Annotated in this window: 25 protein-coding genes; 10 read left to right on the forward strand and 15 right to left on the reverse strand. The window is 68.5% G+C overall.

From position 1 onward, the window contains the following. The coding region (locus tag EPO51_RS10835) for a hypothetical protein (protein WP_293349977.1) at nucleotides 1–230 on the forward strand (230 nt) is incomplete at its 5' end. A gap of 121 nt (nucleotides 231–351) precedes the next feature. On the opposite strand, the gene rfbA is transcribed toward EPO51_RS10835, so the two are convergent. From rfbA to EPO51_RS10875, 8 genes are all read right to left on the reverse strand, one after another. After that, the gene (rfbA, locus tag EPO51_RS10840; protein ID WP_293349980.1) at nucleotides 352–1,236 is read right to left on the reverse strand and encodes a glucose-1-phosphate thymidylyltransferase RfbA; all 885 of its coding nucleotides are present in this window, start codon (nucleotides 1,234–1,236) and stop codon (nucleotides 352–354) included. Continuing rightward, nucleotides 1,233–2,282 carry a dTDP-glucose 4,6-dehydratase gene (gene rfbB / locus EPO51_RS10845; RefSeq protein ID WP_293349982.1) on the reverse strand — a complete coding sequence of 350 codons (1,050 nt, stop codon included), beginning with the start codon at nucleotides 2,280–2,282 and terminating at the stop codon, nucleotides 1,233–1,235. Before rfbB ends, rfbA begins: the two co-directional genes overlap by 4 nt. Nucleotides 2,283–2,367: 85 nt before the next feature. Next, entirely contained in the window at nucleotides 2,368–2,781 is a 414-nt protein-coding gene (locus tag EPO51_RS10850; RefSeq protein ID WP_293349984.1) for a DUF4112 domain-containing protein, read from the reverse strand. Nucleotides 2,782–2,815: 34 nt separating this feature from the next. Beyond that, nucleotides 2,816–5,335, reverse strand: coding sequence for a coiled-coil domain-containing protein (locus tag EPO51_RS10855; RefSeq protein ID WP_293349986.1), 2,520 nt, complete (start codon nucleotides 5,333–5,335; stop codon nucleotides 2,816–2,818). 147 nt (nucleotides 5,336–5,482) lie between these two features. Continuing rightward, nucleotides 5,483–5,716, reverse strand: coding sequence for a hypothetical protein (locus tag EPO51_RS10860; RefSeq protein ID WP_293349988.1), 234 nt, complete (start codon nucleotides 5,714–5,716; stop codon nucleotides 5,483–5,485). Nucleotides 5,717–5,840: 124 nt separating this feature from the next. Then, complete coding sequence (locus tag EPO51_RS10865; protein WP_293349990.1) at nucleotides 5,841–6,374, reverse strand: methylated-DNA--[protein]-cysteine S-methyltransferase; 534 nt, start codon at nucleotides 6,372–6,374, stop codon at nucleotides 5,841–5,843. Further along, nucleotides 6,355–7,866 (reverse strand): AlkA N-terminal domain-containing protein, encoded by a 1,512-nt coding sequence (locus tag EPO51_RS10870; protein ID WP_293349992.1) that lies wholly within the window; start codon nucleotides 7,864–7,866, stop codon nucleotides 6,355–6,357. Before EPO51_RS10870 ends, EPO51_RS10865 begins: the two co-directional genes overlap by 20 nt. Nucleotides 7,867–7,955: 89 nt before the next feature. Beyond that, nucleotides 7,956–9,260, reverse strand: coding sequence for a spinster family MFS transporter (locus tag EPO51_RS10875; protein WP_293349994.1), 1,305 nt, complete (start codon nucleotides 9,258–9,260; stop codon nucleotides 7,956–7,958). A gap of 287 nt (nucleotides 9,261–9,547) precedes the next feature. Here EPO51_RS10875 and cysD point away from each other — a divergent pair, with 287 nt between their 5' ends. Both cysD and cysN read left to right on the forward strand, forming a co-directional pair. After that, a complete protein-coding gene (gene cysD, locus EPO51_RS10880; RefSeq protein WP_293349996.1) occupies nucleotides 9,548–10,501 on the forward strand; it encodes a sulfate adenylyltransferase subunit CysD in 954 nt (317 codons plus the stop codon). Beyond that, nucleotides 10,501–12,405, forward strand: coding sequence for a sulfate adenylyltransferase subunit CysN (gene cysN / locus EPO51_RS10885; RefSeq protein WP_293349998.1), 1,905 nt, complete (start codon nucleotides 10,501–10,503; stop codon nucleotides 12,403–12,405). The genes cysD and cysN overlap by 1 nt, the downstream gene beginning before the upstream one ends. On the opposite strand, the gene EPO51_RS10890 is transcribed toward cysN, so the two are convergent. The 6 genes from EPO51_RS10890 to EPO51_RS10915 all read right to left on the reverse strand — a co-directional run bounded on the left by EPO51_RS10890 (nucleotide 12,402) and on the right by EPO51_RS10915 (nucleotide 18,583). Next, the gene (locus tag EPO51_RS10890; protein ID WP_293350000.1) at nucleotides 12,402–13,421 is read right to left on the reverse strand and encodes a zinc-dependent alcohol dehydrogenase family protein; all 1,020 of its coding nucleotides are present in this window, start codon (nucleotides 13,419–13,421) and stop codon (nucleotides 12,402–12,404) included. The two genes, cysN and EPO51_RS10890, sit on opposite strands and share 4 nt — an antisense overlap. An 80-nt stretch (nucleotides 13,422–13,501) precedes the next feature. After that, entirely contained in the window at nucleotides 13,502–13,957 is a 456-nt protein-coding gene (locus EPO51_RS10895) for a GtrA family protein (protein WP_293350003.1), read from the reverse strand. Then, nucleotides 13,957–15,015, reverse strand: a complete 1,059-nt coding sequence (locus EPO51_RS10900) for a glycosyltransferase family 2 protein (RefSeq protein ID WP_293350006.1) — start codon at nucleotides 15,013–15,015, stop codon at nucleotides 13,957–13,959. Before EPO51_RS10900 ends, EPO51_RS10895 begins: the two co-directional genes overlap by 1 nt. A gap of 32 nt (nucleotides 15,016–15,047) precedes the next feature. Next, nucleotides 15,048–16,532: a hypothetical protein gene (locus EPO51_RS10905; protein WP_293350009.1), complete on the reverse strand. Its 1,485-nt coding sequence runs from the start codon at nucleotides 16,530–16,532 to the stop codon at nucleotides 15,048–15,050. Nucleotides 16,533–16,646: 114 nt separating this feature from the next. Continuing rightward, on the reverse strand, nucleotides 16,647–17,411 hold the full coding sequence (locus EPO51_RS10910) for an N-acyl homoserine lactonase family protein (protein ID WP_293350012.1): 765 nt from the start codon (nucleotides 17,409–17,411) through the stop codon (nucleotides 16,647–16,649). Nucleotides 17,412–17,419: 8 nt separating this feature from the next. After that, complete coding sequence (locus EPO51_RS10915) at nucleotides 17,420–18,583, reverse strand: MFS transporter (RefSeq protein ID WP_293350015.1); 1,164 nt, start codon at nucleotides 18,581–18,583, stop codon at nucleotides 17,420–17,422. A 91-nt stretch (nucleotides 18,584–18,674) separates the two neighbouring features. Between EPO51_RS10915 and EPO51_RS10920 the strand changes: the two genes are divergently transcribed. From EPO51_RS10920 to EPO51_RS10935, 4 genes are all read left to right on the forward strand, one after another. Then, nucleotides 18,675–19,952 carry an aminotransferase class III-fold pyridoxal phosphate-dependent enzyme gene (locus EPO51_RS10920; protein WP_293350018.1) on the forward strand — a complete coding sequence of 426 codons (1,278 nt, stop codon included), beginning with the start codon at nucleotides 18,675–18,677 and terminating at the stop codon, nucleotides 19,950–19,952. Next, the gene (locus tag EPO51_RS10925; protein ID WP_293350021.1) at nucleotides 19,952–21,373 is read left to right on the forward strand and encodes an amidase; all 1,422 of its coding nucleotides are present in this window, start codon (nucleotides 19,952–19,954) and stop codon (nucleotides 21,371–21,373) included. The genes EPO51_RS10920 and EPO51_RS10925 overlap by 1 nt, the downstream gene beginning before the upstream one ends. Before the next feature lie 25 nt (nucleotides 21,374–21,398). After that, entirely contained in the window at nucleotides 21,399–21,779 is a 381-nt protein-coding gene (locus EPO51_RS10930; protein WP_293350024.1) for a DUF423 domain-containing protein, read from the forward strand. 123 nt (nucleotides 21,780–21,902) lie between these two features. Continuing rightward, nucleotides 21,903–22,898, forward strand: coding sequence for a glycosyltransferase family 2 protein (locus EPO51_RS10935; RefSeq protein ID WP_293351127.1), 996 nt, complete (start codon nucleotides 21,903–21,905; stop codon nucleotides 22,896–22,898). Here the strand turns inward: EPO51_RS10935 and EPO51_RS10940 are convergent. Next, entirely contained in the window at nucleotides 22,895–24,127 is a 1,233-nt protein-coding gene (locus EPO51_RS10940; protein WP_293350027.1) for a multidrug effflux MFS transporter, read from the reverse strand. The two genes, EPO51_RS10935 and EPO51_RS10940, sit on opposite strands and share 4 nt — an antisense overlap. Nucleotides 24,128–24,200: 73 nt before the next feature. On the opposite strand from EPO51_RS10940, the gene EPO51_RS10945 reads away from it, so the two are divergent. From EPO51_RS10945 to EPO51_RS10955, 3 genes are read left to right on the forward strand one after another with little or no spacing between them, the layout of a single operon-like run. Further along, complete coding sequence (locus tag EPO51_RS10945) at nucleotides 24,201–25,187, forward strand: alpha/beta fold hydrolase (RefSeq protein ID WP_293350030.1); 987 nt, start codon at nucleotides 24,201–24,203, stop codon at nucleotides 25,185–25,187. Nucleotides 25,188–25,195: 8 nt separating this feature from the next. After that, a complete protein-coding gene (gene pip, locus EPO51_RS10950) occupies nucleotides 25,196–26,188 on the forward strand; it encodes a prolyl aminopeptidase (protein WP_293350033.1) in 993 nt (330 codons plus the stop codon). A 12-nt stretch (nucleotides 26,189–26,200) separates the two neighbouring features. Continuing rightward, nucleotides 26,201–26,584, forward strand: a complete 384-nt coding sequence (locus tag EPO51_RS10955) for a nuclear transport factor 2 family protein (protein ID WP_293350036.1) — start codon at nucleotides 26,201–26,203, stop codon at nucleotides 26,582–26,584. Nucleotide 26,585 lies beyond the last annotated feature (1 nt).

Genomic DNA, 26,585 nt, shown 5'->3' on the forward strand with positions numbered 1-26,585 from the left:
CCAGGTTGCTGAAGGTCAGCCCCGAGCAGTTCGACAGCTCGACACCCGCCACCGTCGCCGGATTGGCCGCGTCAGCCGAGGTGATCGTCACGCCCGAGCCAGAAAAGCTCACGCCCTGCAAGCCGATCGTCGAGTACGACCCTGGCGACAACAGGATGGTGTCTCCGCTCTGCGCTGTCCGCAGCGCTGAGATCAGGGATCCCGTGCTCGAAACTATGATTTCCACTTAAAGCCACCTGCGATTACGACGTCCGCAAGGTACGCGCGGTGAGTTAAGGAAACCCCAGCTACACTATAGCAAACAAGCGACGACGGATGCGTGGAAGTACGTTTTCGTCGCTCATCCGGATGTCAGCGGCCAGCTTTTGCCCCTTCGGCGAGCGCCCGCAGGTATTTGCCATACTCGCTCTTTCCCTGGAACTCAGCCGATTTCATCAGTTCTGAGGGATCGATCCAGCCGTTCTCGAACGCAATCTCTTCCAGGCAGCCGATGCGCAGGCCCTGGCGCTGCTCGAAGACGCGGATCAGCTCGCCCGCGCCGATCAAGCTGTCGTGGGTGCCCGCGTCTTCCCAGGCGAAGCCGCGGCCCAGCAGTTCCACATGCAGGGCGCCTTCCTGAAGATAGACATCGTTCAGGGCCGTGATCTCGAGCTCGCCACGCGCCGAGCGCGACAGGGTCTTGGCGATCTCACTGGCGCGGCCGTCATAGAAATAGAGGCCGGTCACGGCGTAGTTGGACTTCGGCTTCGTGGGCTTCTCTTCGATGGAAAGCGCCCGATTGTCGGCCGACAGTTCCACGACGCCATAGCGCTCTGGGTCATGCACCGGATAGCCGAACACGGTCGCGCCGTCCGTACGGGCGTCCGCCGTCTTCAGCATCTGCACGAAGTTCTGGCCGAAGAAGATGTTGTCGCCCAGGATCAAGGTGCTGGGCTCGCCGTTCACAAACTCCTCGCCGAGCAGATAGGCTTCCGCCAGGCCGCCCGGCGTGGGCTGGATGACATACTCGAACCTGACGCCGAAGCGCGAGCCGTCGCCCAGCAGGCGCTTGAAGCCGGCCTGGTCCTCGGCGGTGGTGATGATCAGGATCTCGCGGATGCCGGCCAGGAACAGCACCGACAGCGGATAGTAGATCATCGGCTTGTCGTAGACCGGCAGCAGCTGCTTGGAGACCGCGATGGTCAGCGGGTGCAGCCGGGTGCCGGCGCCGCCGGCCAGGACGATGCCGCGTCTCATGCCTTCACCAGGCCGAGGCGTTCGGAGTCGAACCCGCGCTGGCGGATGCCTTCCACCCAGGCGTAGTTGTCCACGTACCAGCGCACCGTATCCTCCAGCCCCGCGTCCAGCGGCATCCGCGCCGTCCAGCCCAGCTCGCGCTCCAGCTTGGAGGCGTCGATGGAATAGCGGAAGTCATGGCCCGGCCGGTCGGTGACGAAGGTGATCTTCTCGGCATGGCTGGTGTTGGCCGGCGCCATCTTGTCGAGATGGGCGCAGATGATCTTGATGACCTCTAGGTTCCGCTTCGTGGCGTCGCCGCCGATGCAGTAGGTCTCGCCCAGCTTTCCCTTCGACAGCACCAGAAGCAGCGCCTCGGCGTGGTCGTCCACGTGCAGCCAGTCGCGCACCTGGCGGCCGTCGCCGTAGACGGGGATGGTCTTGCCCTCGAGCGCCCGCGTGATCACCGTCGGGATCAGCTTCTCGGGGAATTGGTAGGGCCCGTAGTTGTTCGAGCAATTGGTGATCACCACCGGGAACTTGTAGGTGTGACCCCAGGCGCGGACCAGGTGGTCGGACGATGCCTTCGAGGCCGAGTAGGGCGAGCGGGGGTCGTAGGGCGTCTCCTCCGTGAAGTCGCCATCCTCGCCGAGCGCCCCGAACACCTCGTCGGTGGAGATGTGATGGAAGCGGAAGTCGTCCTTCTTGGCCCCCTCCAGCTTGAGCCAATAGGCGCGCGCGACCTCCAGGAGGATCGCCGTGCCCAGGATGTTGGACTTCACGAAGTCCAGCGGGCCTTCGATGGCGCGGTCGTTGTGGCTCTCGGCGGCCAAGTGCATCACCGCGTCGGGCTGGTGGGTCGCGAACACCCGCTCCACGGCGGCGCGGTCGCAGATGTCCACATGCTCGAACGCATAGCCCGGGTTCGACGCGACGCCCTCGACGTTCTCGAGATTGGCCGAGTAGGTCAGCGCATCCAGGTTCACCACCTGATGGCCGTCGGCGATGGCGCGGCGGACGACGGCGGATCCGATGAAGCCCGCTCCACCTGTGATCAGGATCTTCAAGTACGCCCCCAACGCTGAAAACGACGGGCCTCCCTTACTATGAAAGGAGACCCGTTCAAGACCATAGATTTTCGACGAGGAAGTTCTAACGCCCGGTGACCAAGCCCAGATCAAGCTTGGCCGGAGTCTCGTCGGCGGGCCGCCCATGCCGCCGTTCGATGTCCTTCTGCAGGGCGCGGGCGGCGAAGGCGTGGCCGGTGAACAGGGTGTCGACCGCCCAGCCGACCAGCGGCACGCCCGACGCCACGCTGTCCAAGCCCAGGTAGGCCGCCATCCGCAACAGGGTGGCGCGCGAGGCGCCGGACTGGACGGCTTCGGTCAGCAACACGGCCGCGGCGCCTACCGAATAGACAGTCCCAGCCACCGGAACCCAGGCCAGCACGCCGTCGACGCCGAGGCCCCACGGCCCGAAGCCGACCACCCGGTCGGACAGGAGCTTGATCCGCTCGGCCCGTCTCCAGGCCCGGTGCGCACGGTCGCGGTGGTCTTCCATGTCCATACGAACGCCGGACGCCTGCGGTACGGTTCCGCCGCTAGATCATGTCTCCGGCCGCCGCGTCGAGCAGCAGGAACACGCGGCCCGCCTCCGCGCCCAGCAGGCCCGCCAGCGCCATGCCGGAGGGATCGCGCGCCACGGCGTCGTCGACCAGCGTCTTGTAGCGGCGCACATAGACGCCGGTGCGGCGCTTGACATCGTCGTCGGTGAACAGCCGGCGGGCGATGCGCCGCGTGGCGGCCGGCGCCAGCTTGCGGACCACCTCGCGGCCGCCCTCCTGGTCACCGGTCTGCAGCGCGGCAGCGATCTCCTCGACCCGGCCCGAGGGCAGCAGCTTGGCGGGATCGACACCCATCCGCGCGAGTTCGGCGCCCAGGACGTCCTCCAGCCGTTCGCCCTCGCCGTCCGCGCCGTCCAGCGAGGCCAGCAGGTCCTTCCAGGTCCAGGTCTCGCCGCCCTCTTCAACTTCCTCGCCGTCGCCCGCAGGAGCGCTGGCGGCGGGCGCGCCGCCAGCGGCTTCGAACACCGCCGAGAACTCGCGGTCGGTCGCCGTGGGCGTCAGGCGTATGCGGTTGCGCAGCCCGATGCGGTCGGCGAGTTCCGCCCCCGCCGGCGGGGGGGCCGGCGTGGCCAGTTCCAGGGTCTCGGCGTCCTCGTCGTCGGGTTCGTCGAGAACCTCGGGCGGCGGCGCGGCCTTGGCCTTGCGGGCCGGAAGCGGCGGCTGGGGCGGCGGCGGGGTCGCGGCGGACACGGGCGAGGCCACCGCGGCGACGCCCATCAGCTTCACGGCCTCGGACAGCATCTCGAAGTTGCGGCGCACCCGGTCTTGGAAGGCGGCGTCGATGGCCTGGGCCTCCTCGGCCGTACGGCGAGCCTGCGCCATCAGCTCGTCCATGCCGTCGGCGACGGCGGCGCGCACACGGTCGGCCTGACTGGCGGCCGCGGCCGGCAGCTTGGCGGCGCGCTGCTCAAGCTCGTCCATCATCGCGGCCAGCTCGTCCAGCGTGGCCCGGGCGGCCCTGGCGCCATCCTCCAGCTTGCGCGCCGTCGCCTGGCCGGCGTCGTCGACCATCTTCGAGGACTGTTCGACCAGGGCCTTGGCCTCCTCCAGCCGGGCCTCGAACACCTGATTGGCCTTCTGGCCGGCGCTGAAGGCGGCCTCCGAAAGCTGGTCCACCTGCTCGCGGGCGGTGGAGGCGTGACGGGCGGCGGCGGCGCGGGTCTCCTCCGCGGCCTTCGCCAGGGCCTCGATGGCGGCGCGGGTCTGGGCTTCGAGCTGCGCCCGCTGATCGGCGGCGGCCGACGAGACGGCCTCCAGCGAATGCAGGGTCGACTGGCCGAACTCCTCGCGCTCGGCCTTGGCGGTCTCGGCGATGTCGCGGAACTGCAGGGCTGCGTCCGACATCAGCCGGCGAAGCTGCTCTCCGCCGGTCATGGCCCTCTCGCTCATCTCCGCGGCCGACTCCCGCGCCTCGGCGATGAATTCTCCCAGCGTCGCGGCATGGGCCTCGGCGTTGGCGGCGAAGGCCTCGTGATCGCCCTTCAGGGTCTGGCTCAGCGCCACCAGGGCGGCGCGCTGCTCGGTCAGGCCGGACTCCACCGCGCGGACTTGCTCGGCGACCCCCACCCCGGCGGTTTCGAGCCGGGCGATGTGGCGCGTCAGGTCCTCGCCGGCCGTCCGGGCGGCCCCGCTCGCCTCGCCGGCGGCGGCGGCCAGATCGGCCGCGCGGGCCGACAGCGCGCCCTCCGCCTCCCGGATCTGGGTCTCGGCGACGGTGGTCGCCTCGGTGATCATCCGCGCCTGCTGGGCGATGGCGTCCGTCACACGCGTCGCCTGGGCGTCCAGAGTCTGGGCCAGCCCCCCCATTTCCGTGCGTTCGCGGCCGAGCGTGGTGGCCAGCTCCTGGGCCGTGCGCACGGACTGGGCCGTGGCGCCGGTCAGCTTGTCGGTCTCAAAGGCCAGGGCATCGCGCATGGCGATCAGGGTTTCGCGGGCTTCCTCGGCGGCGGCGGCGGCGCGGCCGATCTCCTCGCGCACGGCCACGGTCACGTCCCCTGCCCGCGCGGCGGCCGCCAGCGCCGGCGACAGCATGTCTTCCGCCATGGCCTTGGCCCGGCGGGTCTCGAAGGCCAGCTTCTGGCCCTGGCGGATCAGATAGGCCGCGCCCAGGACGAAGAAGGCCGGGCCGATGGCCAGCAGGGCGAACACCGTCAGCGCGAAGGGGTCGCTCTGCAGCGGGGCCACGTTGTTGCGATAGCCCACGGCGAAGGCGATCGGCGCCAGCGCCCACAGCGCCGCCACGGCGACGGCGATCAGCCAGGTCGGCCAGCCGGACGGCGCCTCCTCGTCGGTGACGAAGGTCGGGGCGGGATCAACGCCGTGTTCCAGCGCCATGGCGCGGCGACGAGCGAGCACCGCCGGATGGCCGGAGCCAGCGATATCCGCCGCGTGAAGAGCCGTCGGGCGAGCGTCGTCGATATCTAGAGCCTCGGCCGCGTGGGGGTCCTCGGCCGGGCTCCCGAAATCCACCGGCTTCGGCCGCTTCGAGAACCTCATCGACGCCTGTTCCTTCCCGTTTCCGCGGCCAGCGCACGCTTGCTGGCCCCGCTTGGGTTTCAGGCGCTCACGATTACCCTTGGCGCGGGCCGACGCAAACAGGCGGAAGGACGATTCGGCCGCCGAATGGCGGAATGTCGCGGGACGTCAGGCCTTGAGCAGGCGGGCGCGCTGCGTCTCGGGGCAGACGGAGGCCTTCTCGACCTTCTCCGCGGGCTGGGCCTGGCGTGGCGAGCGGGCGACCGTGCGCTGGTCGGCGGCGACGCTCGCGCCGCGAGGCGCCTCGACCCGCGGCGTGTCGATGGTGACGCCGAAATGCGAGAAGGCGGCGGCGGACGAATGCACGACCACCGCGGCAACCATTTCCGTCAATGTCGCCATGGGAGCCTCCCAGCGATTCCGCCTACCGTTGCTATACGGCAGCCCCCGCCGGGTTGCAGCGGGGTCTCGAGCTTAAATTTTCGCAATGTTGCGGTGAGGCCGACGGAACCGCCAGCCTGCCGTGTCAGGCCGCAATCCGCTCCCGGAAGGTCGCGCCTTCATGCTCCAGCAGCCAGCGCTTGCGGTGCAGCCCGCCGCCGTAGCCGGTGAGCGAACCGTTGGACCCGATCACGCGATGACAGGGCACGACCAGGGCGACGGGGTTCGAGCCATTGGCGAGGCCGACGGCGCGGACGGCGGTGGGCCGGCCGATGTGGGCCGCGAGCTTGGCGTAGGTCCAGGTCTCGCCGGCCGGGATGGCGCACAGCGTCTCCCAGACCTGCTTCTGGAAAGCCGTGCCCGCGCCTTCCCAGGCGATGTCGTCGAAGGCGTCGGTCTGGCCCGCGAAATAGGCGTCGAACTTGGCGCGCAGCGGCCCTTGCCCTTCGACCAGCCTGGCCTTGGGATAGCGGCGGCCGATCCATTTCAGCATGGCCGGCTCGTAGTCGGTCCAGTTGAAGGCGCGAAGCACCCCGGCCTCGTCGGTGACCACGAGGGCCGTCCCGATCGGCGTCGGGACGCGGTCCAGGGTCAGGGTTTCAGGCAGCTTGGCGGTCATGGGTCTTGGTCCTTTTGGCCAAAGTCTTCTGGGGCTGGGCGAACGCCGGATCGGCGGCCCAGAGGTGTTGGGCGGCATAGGCGCGCCACGGCTTCCAGCCTTCGCTGCGGGCGAGGAGTTGGTCGGCGGTGGGACGGACCCCCGCCTCGTCGGCCATGGCCCGCATCAGGCCGATGTCGGCCTGCGGGAAGGCGTCCGGTTCCCGGAGTTCGCGAAGCGCGATGTACTGCGCCGTCCACTCGCCCACGCCGGGGAGGGCCTTGAGCGCGGCGATGGCGCTGTCCAGGTCGGCGCGCGGCGTGAAGATCGCAGGATCGGCGGCGACCGTGCGGGCCAGGCCCTCCAGCGCCGCACCTCGGGCCCGGGGCATGCCGAGGGCGGCGATATCCTCGCCGATCAGCCGCTCGGGCGTCGGGAAGACGCGGGTGAGGCCCAGGGCGGCCGCGGCGGGATCCTCCACCGGTTCGCCGTATTTCTCGACCAGCTTCGCCGCGAGGCCGCGGGCGGCGCCGACCGTGATCTGCTGGCCCAGGATGGCGCGGACCGCCAGCTCGAAGCCGTCCCAGGCGCCGGGCGCACGCAGGCCGGGGCGCGCCGCCACCAGCGGCGCCAGCGCCGGATCCTGGCTCAGGTGGGCGCCGATCAGGGTCGGGTCGGCCGAAAGGTCGAAGACCCGGCGGACCCGGGCGATCACCGCCGGCAGCGCCTGCAGCTTCGAGAAATGGATCTCCGCCTGCAGCGCGCCATCGTTGCGCGGGGTCACGATCACGACGCCGCACGCGCCGTCGACCTGCAGGGTGCGCGCATAGCGCCTGGCCTCCACCCGCTCCACCCCCGGGATCGCCCGGTCGGTGAGAAAGCGGACGATGGCGTCCCAGTCATAGGGCGGCTTGTACGGCAGGCGGACGATGATGCCGTCGGCGGCCGGGGTCTCGGCCTTGTGCGAGCGGCGCAGCTCGCCCGGCGGACGGCCGAACAACTGCTGGAAGGTCTCGTTGAAGCGACGCACGCTGCCGAAGCCGCTGGCCAGGGCCACCTCGCTCATCGGCAGGCGGGTTTCCTGGATAAGCTGCTTGGCCAGCAGGACCCGGCGGGTCTGGGCCACCGACACCGGCGAGGCGCCGAGGTGCTGGCGGAACAGGCGGCGGAGCTGGCGCTCGCCGACGCCCAGCCGGCCGGCCAGGGTGTCCACGTCGCCGTTGTCCATCGCCCCGCCCTCGATCAGGGCCAGGGCGCGCGAGACGGTGTTGGACGTGCCGCGCCAGGCTCCGAGGTCGGGCGAGGCTTCCGGCCGGCAGCGCAGGCAGGGGCGGTAGCCCGCCTCCTGCGCCGCCGCGGCGGTCGGATAGAACGTCATGTTCTGCGGCTTGGGCGTGCGCGCGGGGCAGATCGGCCGGCAGTAGATGCCGGTCGTCTTCACGGCGCCGAAGATGCGCCCGTCGAACCGCGCATCGCGGGTCTGGAAGGCGCGCCGGCAGGCTTCGAAATCCATGTCCATGCCCCGGAAGATGGGCGCTCAGCCGCGTGAAGTCTCGCGGTTTTCGGACACAGATGAATCGGGAATGGCGGCTTTCGGACGACCTAGCCCAGCGCCGCCGCCAACCGCTTGTCGCGGGCGATGGAGTAGGAGGCGGCGAGGTGCGCCACCACCGTCAGGACCACGAAGGGGATCACCGCGGCGTAGCCGTAGGCCAGGGCCTGGTCGCCGTGCGCCGGCTCCATCTTGTCGGCGATCCAGCCGACATAGACCGGCCCGACGCCCAGGCCGACCAGGTTCAGCACGAACAGCAGGATGGCGCCGGTCATGGTCCGCTGAGCGGGCGCCACGGCGTTCTGGGCGACCGTCAGGGCCGGCGCCAGGTAGGCCTGGTTCATCAGCATGGGACCCAGCAGGAACAGCATGGCGATCTGCCAGGTGGGCGCCCAGAGGATGCCGAACCAGAACGGTATCGACAGGGCGAAGGCGATGGCCGGGATCCAGGCGAACCAGCGGCGATCCTTCTGGCTCAATTTGTCCGCCAGCCAGCCCGAGACCACGGTGCCGACGATACCCGTCGCGCCCAGCGCCAGGGCGTAGTAGGTCGCCACGTCCGCCGCGGCCATGCCCTTCACGCCCTCGAGGAACTGCGGGTTCCAGACCAGGCCTGCGTAGCCGACGAAGGCCGACATGGCGCTGGAGACCGCCGTCAGCACCAGGGTGCGGTTGCCGAAGAAGCCGGCGAGGGCCGCGAACAGAGGGGGCGCCGGCGGATGCTCGTCCGAGCCGTCAAGGACGACGTCCAGGCCCCCGCGCTTGGGCTCGCGCACGAGCAGCAGCATGAGGATCGCCAGGATCACCCCCGGCGCGCCGACCACGAAGAAGGCGGTGCGCCAGCCGTAGGCCAGGGCCAGCTTGCCGCCCATGAACGCGCCCAGCATCGAGCCGACAGGCACGCCCAGCGAATAGATCGCCAGCGCCATGCCGCGGCGCTCGGCCGGGAAATAGTCGGAGATCAGCGAATAGGACGGCGGCGAACCGCCCGCTTCCCCGAAGCCCACGCCCATCCGGTAAAGCAGGATCTGCGTGAAGTTCTGCGCCGTGCCGCAGAGCGCGGTGAACAGGCTCCAGATCGCGCAGGCGAGCCCGATGATCCATTTGCGGCTGACCCGGTCGGCCAGATAGGCCACGCCGATGCCGCAGGTGGTGTAGAGCAACGCGAACGACGTCCCGCCCAGCAGGCCGAACTGCGTCTTCGTCAGGTGGAGTTCGGCGGAGATGTCCTTGCCCAGGATCGACACGATCTGCCGGTCCAGGAAGTTCAGGGTGTAGACGATCGCCAGGAACCAGACGACGAAATAGCTATAGCCGGCGGACGCCTTCGCCGGCGTCGAAGTCGCTACGCTCATTGGAAAACAGCCCCCAGACCTGCCCGCCGCGGCCGGTGTTCCGGCTCGAAAAACGGGTACGCGCTTCCGTTGGGTCCGCTTTTGGCACGAGCCAGCGGGACCCGCCAGCGGCATTGCATTTCAGACCTGCAAGCCGCCGGCCGCGCCCACTTCCGCTGTCGTCGCCCCAAGAATTCCTGCGGGCTCCTCGCCTTGCCTCGCCCCGACCCCGCCGCTAACTCAACGGCCGGGGCCGCCCCGCCCGCCTTTGCGCGCGGGTTTCATTCGCTTTGTTGTAAGGTCCGCCCATGGACGCCAGCGTCCTTCACCGCCCAGAAAACCTGGAAGGCGCCTTGTCCTCCAAGACCCTGACCCACCTGCAGCGGCTGGAAGCCGAGAGCATCCACATCATGCGCGAGGTGGTCGCCGAAGCCGAACGCCCGGTGATGCTCTATTCCATCGGCAAGGACTCAGCCGTGATGCTGCACCTGGCGGCCAAGGCCTTCTACCCGTCCAAGCCGCCCTTCCCGCTGCTGCACGTCGACACGACCTGGAAGTTCCGGGCGATGTACGAGATGCGCGAGCGCATGGCCAAGGAACTGGGCTTCGAGCTGCTGGTCCACAAGAACCCGGACGCGGTCGCCCAGGATATCAATCCCTTCACCCACGGCTCGGCCACCCACACCGACGTCTGGAAGACCGAGGGGCTGAAGCAGGCGCTGGACAAGTACGGCTTCGACGCCGCCTTCGGCGGAGCTCGCCGCGACGAGGAGAAGTCCCGCGCCAAGGAGCGCATCTTCTCGTTCCGCTCCGCCCAGCACCGCTGGGATCCCAAGAACCAGCGGCCGGAACTCTGGCGGCTCTACAACGCCCGCAAGAACCCCGGCGAGAGCATCCGGGTGTTCCCGATCTCCAACTGGACCGAGCTGGACATCTGGCAATACATCCACCTGGAGCAGATCCCGATCGTGCCGCTCTACTTCTCGGACGTTCGGCCGGTGGTCGAGCGTGACGGCACGCTGATCATGGTGGACGACGAGCGCATGCCGCTGCGCGAGGGCGAGACGCCGATGATGAAGTCGGTCCGCTTCCGCACCCTGGGCTGCTACCCATTGACCGGCGCCGTCGAGAGCACCGCGGCCACCCTGCCCGAGATCATCCAGGAGATGCTGCTGACCACCACCAGCGAGCGCCAGGGCCGGATGATCGACCACGACCAGGCCGCCTCGATGGAGAAGAAGAAGCAGGAAGGCTATTTCTGATGAGCCACCAGAGCGCGCTCATCGCCGAGGACATCGGCGCCTACCTGCACCAGCACGAGCACAAGAGCCTGCTGCGGTTCCTGACCTGCGGCTCGGTGGACGACGGCAAGTCCACCCTGATCGGCCGGCTGCTCTATGACTCCAAGATGATCTTCGAGGACCAGCTCGCGGCCCTCGAAGCCGACTCGAAGCGGGTCGGCACGCAAGGGGGCGACATCGACTTCGCCCTGCTGGTGGACGGCCTCGCCGCGGAGCGTGAGCAGGGCATCACCATCGACGTCGCCTACCGGTTCTTCTCGACCGACAAGCGCAAGTTCATCGTCGCCGACACTCCCGGCCACGAGCAGTACACCCGCAACATGGTCACCGGCGCCTCGACGGCGGACGCGGCCATCATCCTGATCGACGCGCGCAAGGGCGTGCTGACCCAGACGCGCCGGCACAGCTATCTGGTCAGCCTGCTGGGCATCCGCCACGTCGTGCTGGCGATCAACAAGATGGACCTGGTGGGCTGGTCCAAGGACGTGTTCGACCAGATCCTCGCCGACTATCACGACTTCGCCGCCCAGATCGGCATCAAGGACTTCACCGCCATCCCGATGTCGGCGCTGAAGGGCGACAACATCACCGAGCCGTCGGACAAGACGCCCTGGTACGACGGCCCACCGCTGATGCGCTGGCTGGAAGACGCGCCCATCGAGGACGATCTGCAGGCCAAGCCGTTCCGGATGCCCGTGCAGTGGGTGAACCGCCCCAACCTCGACTTCCGCGGCTTCTCGGGCCTGGTGGCCTCGGGCGTGATCCGCCCGGGCGACAAGGTGAAGGCCCTGCCGTCCGGGCGCGAGAGCACGGTCGATCGGATCGTGACGCTCCGCGGCGACCTGCCCGAGGCGGTGGCCGGCCAGTCGGTGACCGTCACACTCAAGGACGAGATCGACGTCAGCCGCGGCGACGTCCTGTCGGCCGCGGGCCATCCGCCCGAAGTGGCCGACCAGTTCGAGAGCACCGTCGTCTGGTTCGACGACGAGCCGCTGCTGCCCGGCCGTCCCTATCTGCTGAAGCTGGGCACGCGGACCGTCACGGCCCAGGTCGCCGAGCCCAAGTACAAGGTCAACGTCAACACACTGGAGCATCTGGCCGCGACGCGGCTCGAGCTGAACGAGATCGGGGTCTGCAACCTGTCGCTCTCGGCCCCGATCGCCTTCGATCCCTATGCGGACAACAAGGACCTCGGCGGTTTCATCCTGATCGACCGGCTGTCCAACCGGACCGTCGGCGCGGGCATGCTGCACTTCGCGCTCCGCCGCAGCCAGAACATCCACTGGCAGGCCACCGACGTCTCCAAAGCCGCCCGCTCGGCCGCCAAGGGCCAGAAGGCGCGAGTGGTCTGGTTCACCGGGCTGTCAGGCTCGGGCAAGTCGACGATCGCCAATCTGCTGGAAAAGCGCCTCGCCGCCGAGGGCCGCCATACCTACCTGCTGGACGGCGACAACGTCCGCCATGGCCTGAACCGGGACCTGGGGTTCACCGACGAGGACCGGGTCGAGAACATCCGCCGGGTGGCCGAGGTCTCCAAGCTGATGGTCGACGCCGGCCTGATCGTGCTGGTCTCGTTCATCTCGCCGTTCCGCGCGGAGCGGCAGATGGCGCGCGAACTGCTGGGCGAGCGCGAGTTCGTCGAGGTGTTCGTCGACACTCCGCTGGCGGAAGCCGAGAAGCGCGACGTGAAGGGGCTCTACAAGAAGGCCCGCGCCGGCGAGCTCAAGAACTTCACCGGCATCGACAGTCCCTACGAAGCCCCCGAGAACGCCGAGATCCGCATCGACACGACGGCGCTCGACCCCGAGAAGGCGGCCGAACTGATCTTCGCCTGGCTGGAAGGCGCCTTCGACCCGGGGATTTAGAATTCCAGCACGATCTTGCCGAAGTGCTCGCCGGCCCCCATCGCGGCGATGGCGGCCTTGGCCTCGGTCCAGGGGTAGACCTTGTCGACCACCGGGCGGATCTGGTGCAACTCGATGGCCCGGCACATGGCCTCGAACATGTCGCGGGAGCCGACGGACAGGCCCTGAAGCTTGGCCGAGTTGCCGATCAGGGACGCGGGATTGAACGGCTCGCCGGCGCCCGCCACGATCCCGATGACGGCGATGTGGCCGCCGATCTTGATGGCCTTCATGCTCTCCTGGATCGTTCCGCCGCCGCCGACCTCCATGATGAACTCGGCGCCCTTGCCACCGGTCGCTTCGCGCACGGCTTTCGACCACTCGGGCGTGGTCTTGTAGTTCACCACATGATCGGCCCCGAGCGCCTTCGCCCGCTCCAGCTTCGCGTCGGATGACGAGGTGATGATCGTCCGATAGCCCGCCGCCTTGGCGAACTGCAGACCGAAGATCGAGACCCCGCCGGTCCCTTGCAGCACCACCGTGTCCGCGGGCTCCAGCCGCGCATCCTCGAAGACGCCCCGCCACGCCGTCAGCGCGGCGCACGGCAGCGTGGCGACCTCGCGGTCGGTGAGGAAGTCCGGGACCTTCGACAGGCCCTCCTCACTGAAGACCTGCAGTTCCGCGCCCGCCCCGGGGATCGGAAAGCCCAGCGCGCTCATCAGTTTCTCCAGGTTCGGCGGGCCGGACACCCAGTTCTGGAAGAACAGCGTCGAGACCCGGTCGCCCACCTGGAAGCGCGTCACGCCAGGCCCGATCGCCTCCACATGGCCGCAGCCGTCCGAGAAGGGGGTGATGACATCCGTCGCCCTGGCCGCGGCCCGTCCGTACATGCCGTTGATCATCAGGAAGTCGCGATAGTTCAGGGAGCAGGCCTTCATCCGCACCAGCACCTGGCCGTGGCCGGGCGTGGGATCAGGCAGGTCCACGACCTGGATCGCGTCCGGCCCCCAAGGGGCGGTGATGTTCAGCGCGCGCATCTCGTTTCCTCCGATTGGAGGCATCATTGTGAGGCGGTCGGGGCGTCGGCAACCGTGTCGTCACGTCAGCCGCCCTTACGTCACGCCGCGGGGTGCTCGGCGCGGAAGACCCACAGGCGCATCAGGATGAAGAACGCGATGCTATAGCTGGCCATGGCGACGAGTTGGGCCAGCGCCCTTTGCCACTCAAGGTCCCCGATGACTCGGAGCGCGACCGCGAGCACGCCCTGATTGATCAGGAAGGCCAAGCCCGCGGCGATCGCATAGCTGACGACCGTCTGCCGATGGCCCCGCTGGCTGGCGAAGACGAACGAGCGCTGCAGGAAGTAGCTGAACACGATGCCGACCACGTAGCCCACCGCGTTGGCGAGGTGCGAGTCGACCCCGAGGCCCAGGTCGAGGCCCGCGATGACGGAATAGCCGACGATCGTGTTGAGGACGCCAACGATCCCGAAGCGAATGAGGAGCGCGATGCTGTGGCGCCATTTCTCCGCGCGCGACGTCGGCGGAAGCGGCGCGGAGGCCTCGCGGCTCATCAGGCGCGGCCCCGCGGCCCCGACGCCTTTGCGGCCGTCGCGGAAGGACGCGCCTGCTCCAGTTCCGCAAGCGAAGCACCGCCCACCACTTCGGAGATCAGGTAGGCCGGGCGCTGCTTGGTCTCCATGTAGAGACGCCCGATGTACTCGCCGATAAAGCCAAGCGAGAGAAGCTGCAGGCCGCCCAGCACCAGGACGGCGACCATCAGCGAGGCATAACCGGGCACGTCCACCCCGCCCACAACGGTGCGGAAGATCAGGAAGGCGGCGTAGGCGCACCCCAGGACCGCGACCCCCAGGCCGAGGTAGCTCCAGACCTTGAGCGGCGTCGCCGAAAAGCTGGTGATGCCCTCGATGGCGAAGTTCCAGAGGCGCCAGTAGTTCCACTTGGTGGACCCTGCCGCGCGCGCTTCGCGGACGAAGGGAATCCCGATCGAGCGGCCGCCCACCCAGGCGAATATCCCCTTCATGAAGCGATTGCGCTCATGCAGCAGCTTGATGTTCTCGACCACCTTGCGGTCCATCAGGCGATAGTCGCCGACGTTCGGCGGGATCTTCACGTCGGAGAGCTTGTTGAAGAGCTCGTAGAACGCACCGGCCGTCGTGCGCTTGCCTAGCGTGTCGGCATTCCGCTCTCCACGGATTCCGTAGACCACGTCGTAGCCTTCGCGCCATTTTGCGATGAATTGCGGAATGAGCTCGGGCGGATCCTGCAGATCGGCGTCGATCGGGATCACCGCATGTCCGTTCGCCTGATCCAGGGCCGCCGTCATCGCGGCTTCCTTGCCGAAGTTCCGCGTGAAGTTGACCACGATGACCCGAGGGTCGCGAGCCGCCCGGTCGAGCAGCATTTCCAGGGTCCGGTCCCGACTACCGTCGTTCACGCAGATGAACTCGATGCGGACGTCGAGGCCTTGCAGGACCTTGTCGACGCGATCAAAGAACAGGTCGATGACCTGCTCCTCGTTGTACATCGGCGCGAGGATGGAGATGAGCTCGCCGCTGCGGCCGGACGCAGGCGCTGCGGTCGCATCGTCCGGAACATGTAGATCGCTCATGTATGCTGGCCTGCCGACTAGGTTGCCTGGGGTCAGCGGCAGACCTCTGGCCCGCTCGCCGCACGACGTTTCATAACCTGGAAACGACCGTATTGCGCGACAGGTGTGAATACGTTCTTGATCATGCCCTCGAAGCGTTGAGCCGCAGAGAAGTCCGCGCCGGCGATCTCGGGGAAGGGCGTCTCCAGAAACTTCGGATCGGCCCACTGGGTGTCGTAAACGACCCAGTTCGCACGGCCTGCGACTTGGCGGCAAACGTCCAGGAACTGTTCGGTCGACGTATATCCCGGCGTCATCACGTCGAGATTGGCGACGTTCTCGCGCTGGGCCAACAGGGGCATCAGCGGCATGTAGGGATAGTAGAAGACCCCATCCTTCGCGGGGAGGGCGTGGACCGCGGTGGCGACCGCCGCGACATCGTCCTCCAAGAACATGCCAGCGCCCGCTGGGGTCTCTTCGACCGTCTCGTTCGCCATCAGCCGGACCATGCCAGTATAGCCCACGCTGCTCGGCAGCAGGATTACGACGCCGAGCACCGCCGTCGCCATGCGTAGGCGACCGCCGAGCCGCGACCAGAAGGCCGACAAGCCGTAGGCCAGCAGCGGAATGGCCAAGGGGGCGGCGAATACGATGTGCCAGACGTCGGGTCGGGGATACGCGCCCAGTAGGCCCGCCACGGCAAACGAGAAGCACACCCGCAACCGGTAGTCCCCACGCGCCTCGCGGCTCGTCAGGGCCAGCGCCACGCCCAGGGCCAGCGCGAGCGGAATGGACGCCACGATCGGGAAAGTGCGCAGCTTGACGGCCGCTCCATAGGGCACGCTTTGGATTCCGGCGTACTGTGTAAGCGTCCAGACGATGACATGGTCCCACGCCGCGATAAGCGTTCCCGTCGCCGCCAAATAGACCAGGCAGAGGACAGGGATCGCCGCGCAGCCCACCACGAAGAACCAAGTCCGGCGGTGAAGGCCGAGCGCGGCTATCGAGGCCAGGGCGGCCAGAGCGCCGCGGGTTTGCGTGACCATGCCGGCCGCGCCCGACGCCAAGCCAGCGATCAACGCGCCGCGGGCATCACCCCTGAGCGCCCCCACGAGCGCCAGCATGGAAAAGGCCGTCGCCAGATAGTGGTGGTTCACCTGGGTCACATGTCCCTGGGACATCTCCACCCAGGCCAGAGCCAGCACGGCGCTCAACAGTGGCCGGCGGGACGCCTGGCAACAGGCGACATAGGTCAGCGTCGTCACGGCCGCGATGATGACGATCGAAAACAGCCGGAAGGACAGAATGGATGCGCCGAAAGCCTTGAGCCACGCGGCCGTTACGATGAACCCCAGCGGCGGATAGAACTCGAAGAAGTCCGCGTAGAGGAACTTGCCATCCAGCATCTGGGCCGCGCCATGCAGCAGGATGCCCTCGTCGCCAATCCATTGGACGTAGATCGCGAACGGCGCGCACAGCAGCATGGACGCCACGAATACGCCGATCCCGATCATGAATTCCGGGGTCAGCCGCCGCATCGAAACGCCCACCTAGGTTCAACCCGCACTACGCCTCGCACCTTTTGATATCCCCCTCAAGTTTCCGGCCGCTCGCCTGCAAGAGCGGCGCCGCGCCGCCGTCGCGACAGGCGCTTAGGACGATCTGCGCGCGCCAGGCAGCACGGGCGCCGCCCCCCACTGCGCGGGATCATGGCCGAACACCATCACCGTCTCCGGCGCACGCAGCGCCAGCAACGCGTCCAGGGCTTGGTTCATCGCGATGTGGTCGGAATAGTCCGGGAACTGCCGGCTCTCGACCACGCCACAATGATAGCAGGCGTCGCCGACCAGAAGATGATCCCCCTGCCCGCTACGCACCCGCAGCGACTGGTGGCCCGGCGTGTGGCCATAGCTGGGAATGCACGTCACCGAGCCGTCGCCGAACAGGTCGTACTCGCCATCGACCAGTTTCACCGCATGGCCGAGATCGAAGTAGCGCTTGCGAAGGCCATAGTGGTTGGAGAGCTCGCGCTCGAACCCTGCCTCCCACTCGCGCCGCTGGGCCACCACCGTCGCGTTCGGAAGCTCGCGCAGGCCGCCCGCGTGGTCGAAGTGCAGGTGGGAGATCACGGCGTAGCGCACGCAGGCCGGATCGATGTCCAGACGCTCCAGGTGGGCGGTCAGCGTCTCCTCGGGCGTCAGGCTGACGTCCAGGTCCTGGGTCTGCAGCGCCTTGAGGTAGCTCTCTTCCCGGTCGCACATGGCGGCCGGAAGCCCGCAGTCGAACAGGGCCACGCCGTCCGGATGCTCGATCACATAGAACGGGATCGGCACGGTCACGCGGTCCCCAGCCATGCCCATGCCGGCGCCAGGGCTATGGAACTGGCCGCAGACGCAGCCGAACAGACGAAGAGTCATGGGTGCTCCTAGACAGGATCCAGCTTGCGCACGCCATAGAGCCGGAAAGCCCCGATCAAGCCCAGGGCGCACATCGCGGTCATCAGGAAATAGCCCTGCGCGCCGACCCGGTCGAACAGCGGCCCCGAGGCCATGGTGGCCACGCCCATGAGCAGGCCGCTGGACAAGGCGGAGTTCAGCGCCTGGGCGGCAGAGGCGGTGCGAGGCGTCGACAGCCGCTCGATGAGCTGCAGCGAGGCCAGGAAGGTCGCCGCGTAGCTGAGCACATGCAGCGCCTGCAAAGGGAACAGCAGCCAGAGCGGCGGCGCGAAGGCCAGGGCCGTCCAGCGCGCCATCGCCGCCACGCCGCCCAGCACCAGCAGGTTGCGCGGCCCCACCCGTCGCCGCCAAGGCTCCATGAACCACATGAAGGCGACCTCGGCGGCCACGCCCACGGCCCAGAGGATGCCCGTCATGCTCTCAGGCACCCCCTGCTGCTTCCAGACCAGGGTCGAGAAGCCGTAGTAGAAGGCGTGCGCCGACTGGATCAGCCCGGCCGCGATGGCCGCGGTCATGAAGGCTGGGTCGCGCAACAGGCCATTGACGCCGGCGAACCGGTCAGCCGCCTTGGCGACGTGGCCTTCCTCGTGCACCGGGTCGGGGGGCAGCAGGAAACCGGCCGCCAGGGCGGTCAGCGCCACGGCCGCCGTGATCCACACCAGCACCAGATCCGGCGAGCCCCAGGTGAGGATCGCGCCCATCACCACGTTGGTGATCATGAAGGCCACCGACCCGATGCCGCGCGGCCAGCCGTAGTTGAAGCCGTCCCGCCGGGCGCGGTTCAGCACGATCACGTCGGTGAGCGGCGAGATGGTCGAGAATGCCGAGGAGGCCGCGAACCAGACCACCGTCCAGCCCGCGAAGCCGAGCGGCAGGGCCATCAGGGCGTAGGCGACCGCCACGCCAAGGCTGAGGAAGCTGAGCGCCGTGCGACGGAGCTTGAAGCTGTCGGCCCAGACCGCCAACAGCGGCGCCGTGAAGGCCCGCGCCAGCATCGGCAGCGACAGGATCAGCCCGATCTGCGCGCCAGAGAGGCCATGATGGGCGAACCACACCGGCATGTAGGGCGAAGCCGCGCCGGTCCCGACGAAGATCGCCGAGTAGAACAGGCCGAGGCGAACGGGGAGCGACATGAGGCCGGCTTATACGGAGTCGGCGCAAGGCCGGTCGACAGCGGGCGTGGGCCGCGTAATGTCCTCCTGAACAACGATAAGGGAGGCCGCGATGGATCGGACGAACAGCCGTGACCGCGAACTGCGGGAGCGCGCCGCCGTCGTGATCCCGGGCGGGATGTACGGCCACCAGTCGGTGGGGCTGCTGCCCGACGACTATCCGCAGTTCTTCGAGCGTGGAGAAGGCGCCCATATCTGGGACGCCGACGGCCGGCGCTACCTGGACTACATGTGCGCCTACGGCCCCAACCTGTTCGGCTATGCGAACCCGGAGATCGACGCGGCCTATGTGCGCCAGCTTGGCCTGGGGGATACGCTGACGGGCCCCACCGGCCTGATGGTCGAGCTGGCCGAGACGCTGACCGGCATGGTCAGCCACGCCGACTGGGCGATCTTCTGCAAGAACGGCACGGACGCCACGACGATGGCGCTGACCACCGCGCGCGCCCACACCAGGCGGCGCGTGGTGATCCGGGCGAAGGGCGCCTATCACGGGGCGATCCCGTGGTGTACGCCCCGGCCGGCGGGCGTGATCGAGAGCGACCGGGCCCACCAGGTCTTCTGCGACTACAACGACGTGGCCAGCCTGGAGGCCGCCGTGGCTCAGGCCGGCGACGACCTGGCCGCGATCTTCGCCGCGCCCTTCAAGCACGACGCCTTCATCGACCAGGCCGAACCGGACCCCGCCTATGCGCGGCGCGCGCGCGAGCTCTGCGATCGGACCGGCGCCCTGCTGATCGTCGATGAGGTCCGCGCGGGCTTCCGCCTCTCCCGCGACTGCTCCTGGAGCCGGATCGGCGTGGAGCCGGACCTCTCCACCTGGGGCAAGTGCCTGGCCAACGGCCATCCATTGTCGGTGATGCTGGGCGCCGACAAGGCGCGCGCCGCCGCCGCCTCGATCTATGTGACGGGCTCGTTCTGGTTCCAGGCGGCGACCATGGCCGCGGCCCTGGAGACCCTGCGGCTGATCCGCGACACCGACTACCTGGAGCGCATCTCGGCCCTCGGCGACACCTTGCGCACGGGCCTGGCGGAGCGGGCCAAGGCGGCCGGCTTCGGCTTCCGTCAGACCGGCCCGAGCGTCATGCCGCTGTTCCTGTTCGACGACGATCCGGACTTGCGGAAGGGCTTCTGCTTCTCCTCCGAGATGCTGAGCCGGGGGGTCTACGTGCATCCCTGGCACAACATGTTCCTCTGCGCGGCCATGACCCCGGCGGACATCGCCCAGACCCTCGACGCCGCCGAGGGCGCGTTCGGCGCCTTGAAGCGCCAGGTGCGTGACCTGACGCCGGTCGAAAAGCTCGCCTTCCTTTCCGCCGGAGCCCGCTGATGGACGACTATTCCGAGTATGACGGGCTGGGCCTCGCGGACCTGGTGGCGAAGAAGCAGGTCACGCCTGCTGAACTGGTCGAGGCCGCGATCGCGCGCATCGAGAAGCACAACCCCGCCCTCAACGCCGTGGTCTACAAGGGCTATGACGACGCCCGCGCCTGGGCCGCCGGCGACCTGCCTGACGGGCCATTCAAGGGCGTTCCGTTCCTGATCAAGGACCTGGGCGCCCAGGTCAAAGGCTGGCCCCGCACCTCCGGCAGCCATTTCGCGCAGGTCGCCGCCGACGCCGACGACAGCGAGCTGGTGAAACGCTACCGCGCCGCCGGCGTCGTCATGCTGGGCAAGAGCAACACGCCGGAGTTCGGCATCCCCGGCGTCACCAATTCCGAGCGGCTGGGGTTCTGCCGCAACCCGTGGAACACCGACCACATCTCCGGCGGCTCCTCCGGCGGGGCGGCCTCGGCGACCGCCGCGGGCATCGTGCCTCTCGCCCACGCCAGCGACGGCCTGGGTTCGATAAGGATTCCGGCCGCCTGCTGCGGCCTGGTGGGCATGAAGATCACCCGCGACCGCACTCCGATCTGCGAGGTCCCCGACGGCGCCCTGGGCTTTTCCGTACATCACGTGGTCAGCCGCACGGTCCGCGACAGCGCCGCCATGCTGGACGCGACGGGCTACGCCCAGCCCGGCGACCCGTTCCAGGCGCCGGCCAAGGACGGGCCCTATCTGGCGGAGATCGAGAAACGGCCGGGCAAGCTGCGCATCGCCTGGTCGGCGGAGACCCCCAGCGGCCGGCCGATCCCCGATGAGATGCGCGAGGCCCTGGAACGCACCGCCCAGCTGCTGAAAGGCCTCGGCCACGAGGTCTTCGAACGAGGCCTCGGCATCGACTATCGCCTGCTCTACCGCGCCCAGGGGCTGGCCAGCGCCTCCAACTTCTCGGCCAACGTCCAACGCTGGGTCGAGGCGCTGGGCCGCGAGCCTGGCCCTGAGGAGTTGGGCCCCCTCGCCCGCCGCGGCTACGAGGCCGGCAAGCGGATCAACGGGCAGCAGGCCTTCTGGGGCTTCCAACAGCTTCGCCTGCTGAACCGCCAGATCCTCGCGGCTTTCGAGCACTTCGACGTTTATCTGACGCCGGTGATGGCCACGCCTGCACCGCGCTGCGACTGGCTCAATCCCCTGACCGACGACCTGAAGGAGTTCGACCGCCGGCAGAGCGCGACCTACGGCACGACCCCGCCCGCCAACTTCACCGGCCAGCCCTCGATGTCCTTGCCGCTGTGGCAATCCGCGGACGGCCTGCCGATCGGCATGATGTTCACCGGCCGCTTCGCCGACGAGGCGACGCTCTACCGCCTGGCCGGCCAGCTGGAGAAGGAAGCCCCCTGGAAGGATCGCCGACCTGCTGTATGGGGATGATCCTCAAGCAGCGGGGCAAAGGCCGATGGGTTTCTGGACACGGCGCAACTGGATGACCCTGGCCGCCATCGGCGGATTCGTCTCGGTGGCGGCGGGCGCCTTCGCGGCCCACGGCGTCCACGATCCCAAGGCGCAGGAGTGGCTGCGGACCGGGTCCACCTACGGCTTCCTGCACACCCTGGCGACCTTCGCCTGCGCCACGTTCATGACCATCGGCGCCCGCCGCGCGCGGCTCGCGCCGGCGTTCTTCCTGTCCGGAACGGTGCTGTTCTCCGGAAGCCTCTACGCCATGGCCCTGGGCGCGCCGCGCTGGTTCGGGGCCATCACGCCGATCGGGGGTCTGCTGTTCCTGATCGGATGGGGGATGCTGGCCTGGGCTGCGCGGGGGATTGATCCTCCCGCCTGATATCTGTGCGTCCGGCCGCCGGGCCGCATTTACGCTCTCTTGGCGCCTTGCCCCTAGGCTCGCAACCTGCGTTTGAGGCGTTCGGCCAAAGACCTGTCACAAAAGCCGTTGAACTTGGACGCCGTGATACCGCACCGACTGCCCCAGACTTCGGACGGCCCCGCCGATCCCCCGCGCATCGCCGTTGTGATGGTCAACTGGAACGGCTGGCAGGACACGCTCACCGGCTACGAGAGCCTGGCGAAATCCACTTATCCGGCCTGGGAACTGATCGTGGTCGAGAACGGATCGACCGACGATTCCGTCACTCGGCTGCGCGGCGACCGACCCCGGTTCCATCTGGTGGAGAGCCCCACGAACCTGGGCTTCGCCGGCGCCTGCAATGTCGCCGTACAGGCCGCCCGGGAACGGGGCGCCGACTACGTCTATTTCCTGAACAACGACGCTGCGGCCGAGGCCGGGACCCTCGACACCCTGGCCGCCACCTCGAAGTCGCTCGACGACGCGGCCGTGCTGGGCAGCGTCATCCGGTTTTCCGACGACCGCAGCCTGCAGTTCTGGGGCAGCCGCCAATCCAAGGACGGGCTGCCCATCTGGACCCCACCCTCCGAGGAACGGTTCGCGGAAGCCCCTGCCCTGATCGAAAGCGATTTCATCATGGGGGCTAGCCTGTTCGTCCCGATGCCGATCCTGGATAGCGTCGGCCCCTTCGATGATCGATTCTTCCTGAACTACGAAGAAACGGATTGGTGTTATCGCGCACGCGCGGCGGGCCACCGCTGCCTGGTCGTCAAGGACGCCCTCGTCGTCCACCAAGGCGGCGCGACAATCGGACCGCCGCAAGGCCCGATGCAAATCTACTTCATGCGCCGCAACGTGCTCCTGCTCGCCGAGAAGCACTGCACGCCGCGTCAGTACGCCCGGCTATATGTCCGTCAGGTCCTGAGCATATTTTCGCGCCTGCTGCGCTCAATGATCGGGCCGGGAAACGATCCGCGATACTCCAGGACGGCGAGCTGGGCGAACGCGGTCGCGACCCGCGATTACATGTTCCGCCGCTTCGGCGACTGTCCGCCGATCATCCGCGCGAGGGCCGCCAAGCACCGGGCGTCAATCTAGGTAGACGTCTCCGCCCGGCGCGGAAAGGCCAGCAGCCGCAGGGCCGCCACCGAGCCGAGCATCGCCGCCAGCATCACCAGCGCGACCGGCCGGGGCGTGCCGTCATGGAGCAGGGCCGCCAGGCTGGAGGCCAGCGCGCCCGCCCCGAACGACGCGGCGCCTAGAAGCGCCGAGGTGGCCCCCGCCCGCAGGGGGTCGACGCTGAGCGCGCCGGCGGTCGTGTTGCCGCCCATGAAGCCGTAGACGCCGAGCAACAGGAACAGCAGCGGCAGAACCGTCCAGGGGCCGCCGACGCCGGTCACCGCGGCCAACACCAACAGGAAGCCGATCACCAGCGAAACATTGCTGGCGCGCGACAGCACCTGGTCGGTCGTCAGGGTCCTCAGCGCGAAGCGGTTGAGCTGGCTGGACCCGATGATGGCCACCGCGTTCAGGCTGAACAGGAACGGGAACACGGCCACCGAGATGCCGTAGGTTCCCATCATCAGGTCCGGCGAAGACGAGACGTAGGTAAACAAGGTCGCGCCATTCAGCGCGCCGGCCACGACATAGCCGACCAGGCGTCTCTTCCTCAGAACCGCCAGGTAGGATTGCAGCGGGTTTTCCTGGCTGGCCTGGATCGCCGTGGCTTCCGACCGCGACTCCTTCAGGCGCAGGATGGCCGCCACGCCCAGGACGATCCCCGCCGCTGCCATGAACCAGAAGTTCCAGGACCAATCCCCCAGCGCCAGCAGCACGCCACCCAGCATGGGCGCGAGGATCGGCGCCAGCCCCATGATCAGCATCATCAGGCTGAGCATGCGGGCGGTGTCGGTATGGCTGAACTGATCGCGCACCACGGCGCGCACGACCACGCCGCCGGCGCAGGCGCCCAACGCCTGGACGAAGCGGCCGATCAGCAGCTGGTCGATGGTCTGGGCCAGGGCGCAGCCCACCGAGGCGAGGACGAAGACGGCCACGCCGAACAGGATCGGCCCGCGCCGTCCCAGCCGGTCGGATGCCGGGCCGTAGAACATCTGCCCCAGCGCCATGCCGGCCAGGAAGGTGGCCAGGGTCGCCTGGGTCTGGGAGGCGTCCGTCTTCAGCGCCGCGCCGATGGCCGGCAGGCTGGGCAGGTACATGTCGATCGCCAGCGGCCCGAGGGCCGTCAGGGATCCCAGCAGGATCACGAGGCCCCAAGGCGTGGGTGCGGGTGTGGGAGACGGGTTGGCGGACGTCACGGCGCCCATGCCCTAGTGGCCAAAGGGGTTCAGGGAAACCCGAAATGCGGCATGCTCGCCGCCAACGAACCGGGAGGACGATATGTCGGCGCTTGAGACCATGATGCCGCCGGTGAAACGCGCGGCGGTGAACGGCGTCGAGATCGCCTACTACGAGGCCGGCCCGCGCGAGGGGGTCCCCATCGTCCTGTGCCACGGATTCCCGGAACTGGCCTTCTCGTGGCGCCACCAGATCAAGGCGCTGGCCGACTCCGGCCGCTGGGTGATCGCACCGGACCAGCGGGGCTATGGCCTGTCGTCCAAGCCGGCGAACGTCACCGACTACGACCTCGAGCACCTGACCGGCGACCTGGTCGGCCTGCTGGATCACCTGGGCGTGGAAAAGGCGATCTTCTGCGGCCACGACTGGGGCGGCATCGTCACCTGGCAGATGCCGCTGATGCACCCCGAACGCGTCGCCGGCGTCATCGGCCTCAACACGCCCTTCCTGCCCCGCGCGCCCGCCGACCCGATCGCGATCATGCGCAACCGCTTCGGGCCGGACATGTACATCGTCTGGTTCCAGAACCCAGGCGAGCCCGAAGCCGTGCTCGGCGCCGACACCGCCAAGACGATGCGCTTCTTCATGCGCAAGCCGGCCGGCCCGGCGGCCGGCGCCGGCCTGTCGGGCGAGGGCGGCGGCTCGACCTTCGCCTTCCGCGACATGCTGCGCGGCTGGGACGGCCAGACCGGCCCGGAACAGCTGCTGACGCCCGAGGAGTTGGCGGTCTTCGCCGACTCCTTCCGCGACGGCGGCTTCTTCGGTCCGGTGAGCTGGTACCGGAACTTCACGCGCAACTGGGAACGGTCGGAAGACCTTGCGACCCGGATCGACAATCTGCCCTGCCTGATGATCACCGCAGAGCTCGACGCCGTGCTGTCGCCCGCGATGGCCGAGCCGATGCCCGCCTTCATCGGCGACCTCGAGACCCACATGGTGCGCGGATCGGGCCACTGGACACAGCAGGAGAAGCCGGCAGAAGTGAACGGCCTCATGCTGGACTGGCTGGACAGGCGCTTCCCGAAGTAGAAGGGCGCATGGAAAGAAATACCCCGGCCCCCGCGGTCGCCGCGAACGATCACCGCCGCGGCCTGTTCCCGGACAACGAGCCCTTCTCCAGCGGCTGGCTGTCGACCGGCGGCCCGCACGAGATCTTCTACGAGGAATGCGGCAATCCGAACGGCAAGCCGTGCGTGATCCTGCATGGGGGGCCCGGCGGGGCGATCAATCCGACCATGCGGAGGTTCTTCGACCCGGCGAAGTGGCGGATGGCGCTGTTCGACCAGCGCGGCTGCGGCAAGAGCCGTCCCAACGCCAGCCTGGACGACAACACCACCTGGTCGCTGATCGAGGACATCGAACGCCTGCGCGAGCACCTGGGCGTCGAGAAGTGGTGCGTGTTCGGCGGGTCCTGGGGCTCCACCCTGGCGCTGGCCTACGCGATCAAGCACCCCGAACGGGTGGGGAGCCTGGTCCTGCGCGGCATCTTCCTGCTGACCGAGCGCGAGCTGCGCTGGTTCTACCAAGACGGCGCCTCGATGATGTTCCCGGACGCCTGGGCCCGGTTCTGCGCGCCGATCCCCGAGGCCGAGCGCGGCGACATGATGGCCGCCTACCACAAGCGGCTGATCCACCCCGACCGCCGCGTGCAGGCCGAGGCCGCGGCCGCCTGGAGCCAATGGGAGGGCGACACCATCTCCATCCGCGGGCCCGAGGCCCGGCCGTCGAAGTTCAACGAGATCGACTTCGCCATCGCCTTCGCCCGGATCGAATGCCACTTCTTCGTCAACGGAGGCTTCTTCGACAGCCCCGACTGGCTGATCAAGAACGCCGGACGGCTGAAGGACATCCCCGGCTGGATCGTCCAGGGGCGCTTCGACGTGGTGACGCCGATGGAGAGCGCCTGGCGCCTCAGGACCGCCTGGCCGAACGCCCGGTTCGAGGTGGTCTGGGACGCCGGCCACGCCTCCACCGAGCCCGGCATCGTCGACGCCCTGGTCCGGGCCACGGACCAGGCCCTGAGGCTCTAGGCAGGCCGCGCGATGAGCCGCGCCGACATCGTCCGCGCCTATCTGAAGGCCATCGAGGATCACGGCGACTCGCTGGCCTTCTTCACCGAGGATGCGGTGCAGGAGGAATTCCCGAACGCCCTGGTCCCCACCGGGGCGCGGCGCACCATGGCCGAGCTGCGCGAGGCCAATGCGCGTGGGCGCAACGTGCTGACCTCGGAGACCTATGAGATCACCAACCTGATCGAGGCCGGCGACCGGGTGGCCTGCGAGGTGTTGTGGCGCGGCGTGCTGGCGGTCCCGCTGCGCTCGCTGAAGCCGGGGGACACCATGAAGGCGCGCTTCGGCGTGTTCTTCGAATTCCAGGGCGACCGCATCCGCCGCCAGCACAACTACGACTGCTTCGAACCGTTCTGAG

Source organism: Phenylobacterium sp., assembly GCF_004297125.1.
Classification (GTDB): Bacteria; Pseudomonadota; Alphaproteobacteria; order Caulobacterales; family Caulobacteraceae; genus Phenylobacterium.

Excerpts from the sequence above, each read along its gene's own strand:
- rfbA (WP_293349980.1), bottom strand. The coding sequence starts at position 1,236 with ATGAGACGCGGCATCGTCCTGGCCGGCGGCGCCGGCACCCGGCTGCAC.
- EPO51_RS10850 (WP_293349984.1), bottom strand. The coding sequence starts at position 2,781 with ATGGACATGGAAGACCACCGCGACCGTGCGCACCGGGCCTGGAGACGG.
- EPO51_RS10855 (WP_293349986.1), bottom strand. The coding sequence starts at position 5,335 with ATGAGGTTCTCGAAGCGGCCGAAGCCGGTGGATTTCGGGAGCCCGGCC.
- EPO51_RS10860 (WP_293349988.1), bottom strand. The coding sequence starts at position 5,716 with ATGGCGACATTGACGGAAATGGTTGCCGCGGTGGTCGTGCATTCGTCC.
- EPO51_RS10865 (WP_293349990.1), bottom strand. The coding sequence starts at position 6,374 with ATGACCGCCAAGCTGCCTGAAACCCTGACCCTGGACCGCGTCCCGACG.
- EPO51_RS10870 (WP_293349992.1), bottom strand. The coding sequence starts at position 7,866 with ATGGATTTCGAAGCCTGCCGGCGCGCCTTCCAGACCCGCGATGCGCGG.
- EPO51_RS10875 (WP_293349994.1), bottom strand. The coding sequence starts at position 9,260 with ATGAGCGTAGCGACTTCGACGCCGGCGAAGGCGTCCGCCGGCTATAGC.
- cysD (WP_293349996.1), top strand. The coding sequence starts at position 9,548 with ATGGACGCCAGCGTCCTTCACCGCCCAGAAAACCTGGAAGGCGCCTTG.
- cysN (WP_293349998.1), top strand. The coding sequence starts at position 10,501 with ATGAGCCACCAGAGCGCGCTCATCGCCGAGGACATCGGCGCCTACCTG.
- EPO51_RS10890 (WP_293350000.1), bottom strand. The coding sequence starts at position 13,421 with ATGCGCGCGCTGAACATCACCGCCCCTTGGGGGCCGGACGCGATCCAG.
- EPO51_RS10895 (WP_293350003.1), bottom strand. The coding sequence starts at position 13,957 with ATGAGCCGCGAGGCCTCCGCGCCGCTTCCGCCGACGTCGCGCGCGGAG.
- EPO51_RS10900 (WP_293350006.1), bottom strand. The coding sequence starts at position 15,015 with ATGAGCGATCTACATGTTCCGGACGATGCGACCGCAGCGCCTGCGTCC.
- EPO51_RS10905 (WP_293350009.1), bottom strand. The coding sequence starts at position 16,532 with ATGCGGCGGCTGACCCCGGAATTCATGATCGGGATCGGCGTATTCGTG.
- EPO51_RS10910 (WP_293350012.1), bottom strand. The coding sequence starts at position 17,411 with ATGACTCTTCGTCTGTTCGGCTGCGTCTGCGGCCAGTTCCATAGCCCT.
- EPO51_RS10915 (WP_293350015.1), bottom strand. The coding sequence starts at position 18,583 with ATGTCGCTCCCCGTTCGCCTCGGCCTGTTCTACTCGGCGATCTTCGTC.
- EPO51_RS10920 (WP_293350018.1), top strand. The coding sequence starts at position 18,675 with ATGGATCGGACGAACAGCCGTGACCGCGAACTGCGGGAGCGCGCCGCC.
- EPO51_RS10925 (WP_293350021.1), top strand. The coding sequence starts at position 19,952 with ATGGACGACTATTCCGAGTATGACGGGCTGGGCCTCGCGGACCTGGTG.
- EPO51_RS10930 (WP_293350024.1), top strand. The coding sequence starts at position 21,399 with ATGGGTTTCTGGACACGGCGCAACTGGATGACCCTGGCCGCCATCGGC.
- EPO51_RS10940 (WP_293350027.1), bottom strand. The coding sequence starts at position 24,127 with ATGGGCGCCGTGACGTCCGCCAACCCGTCTCCCACACCCGCACCCACG.
- EPO51_RS10945 (WP_293350030.1), top strand. The coding sequence starts at position 24,201 with ATGTCGGCGCTTGAGACCATGATGCCGCCGGTGAAACGCGCGGCGGTG.
- pip (WP_293350033.1), top strand. The coding sequence starts at position 25,196 with ATGGAAAGAAATACCCCGGCCCCCGCGGTCGCCGCGAACGATCACCGC.
- EPO51_RS10955 (WP_293350036.1), top strand. The coding sequence starts at position 26,201 with ATGAGCCGCGCCGACATCGTCCGCGCCTATCTGAAGGCCATCGAGGAT.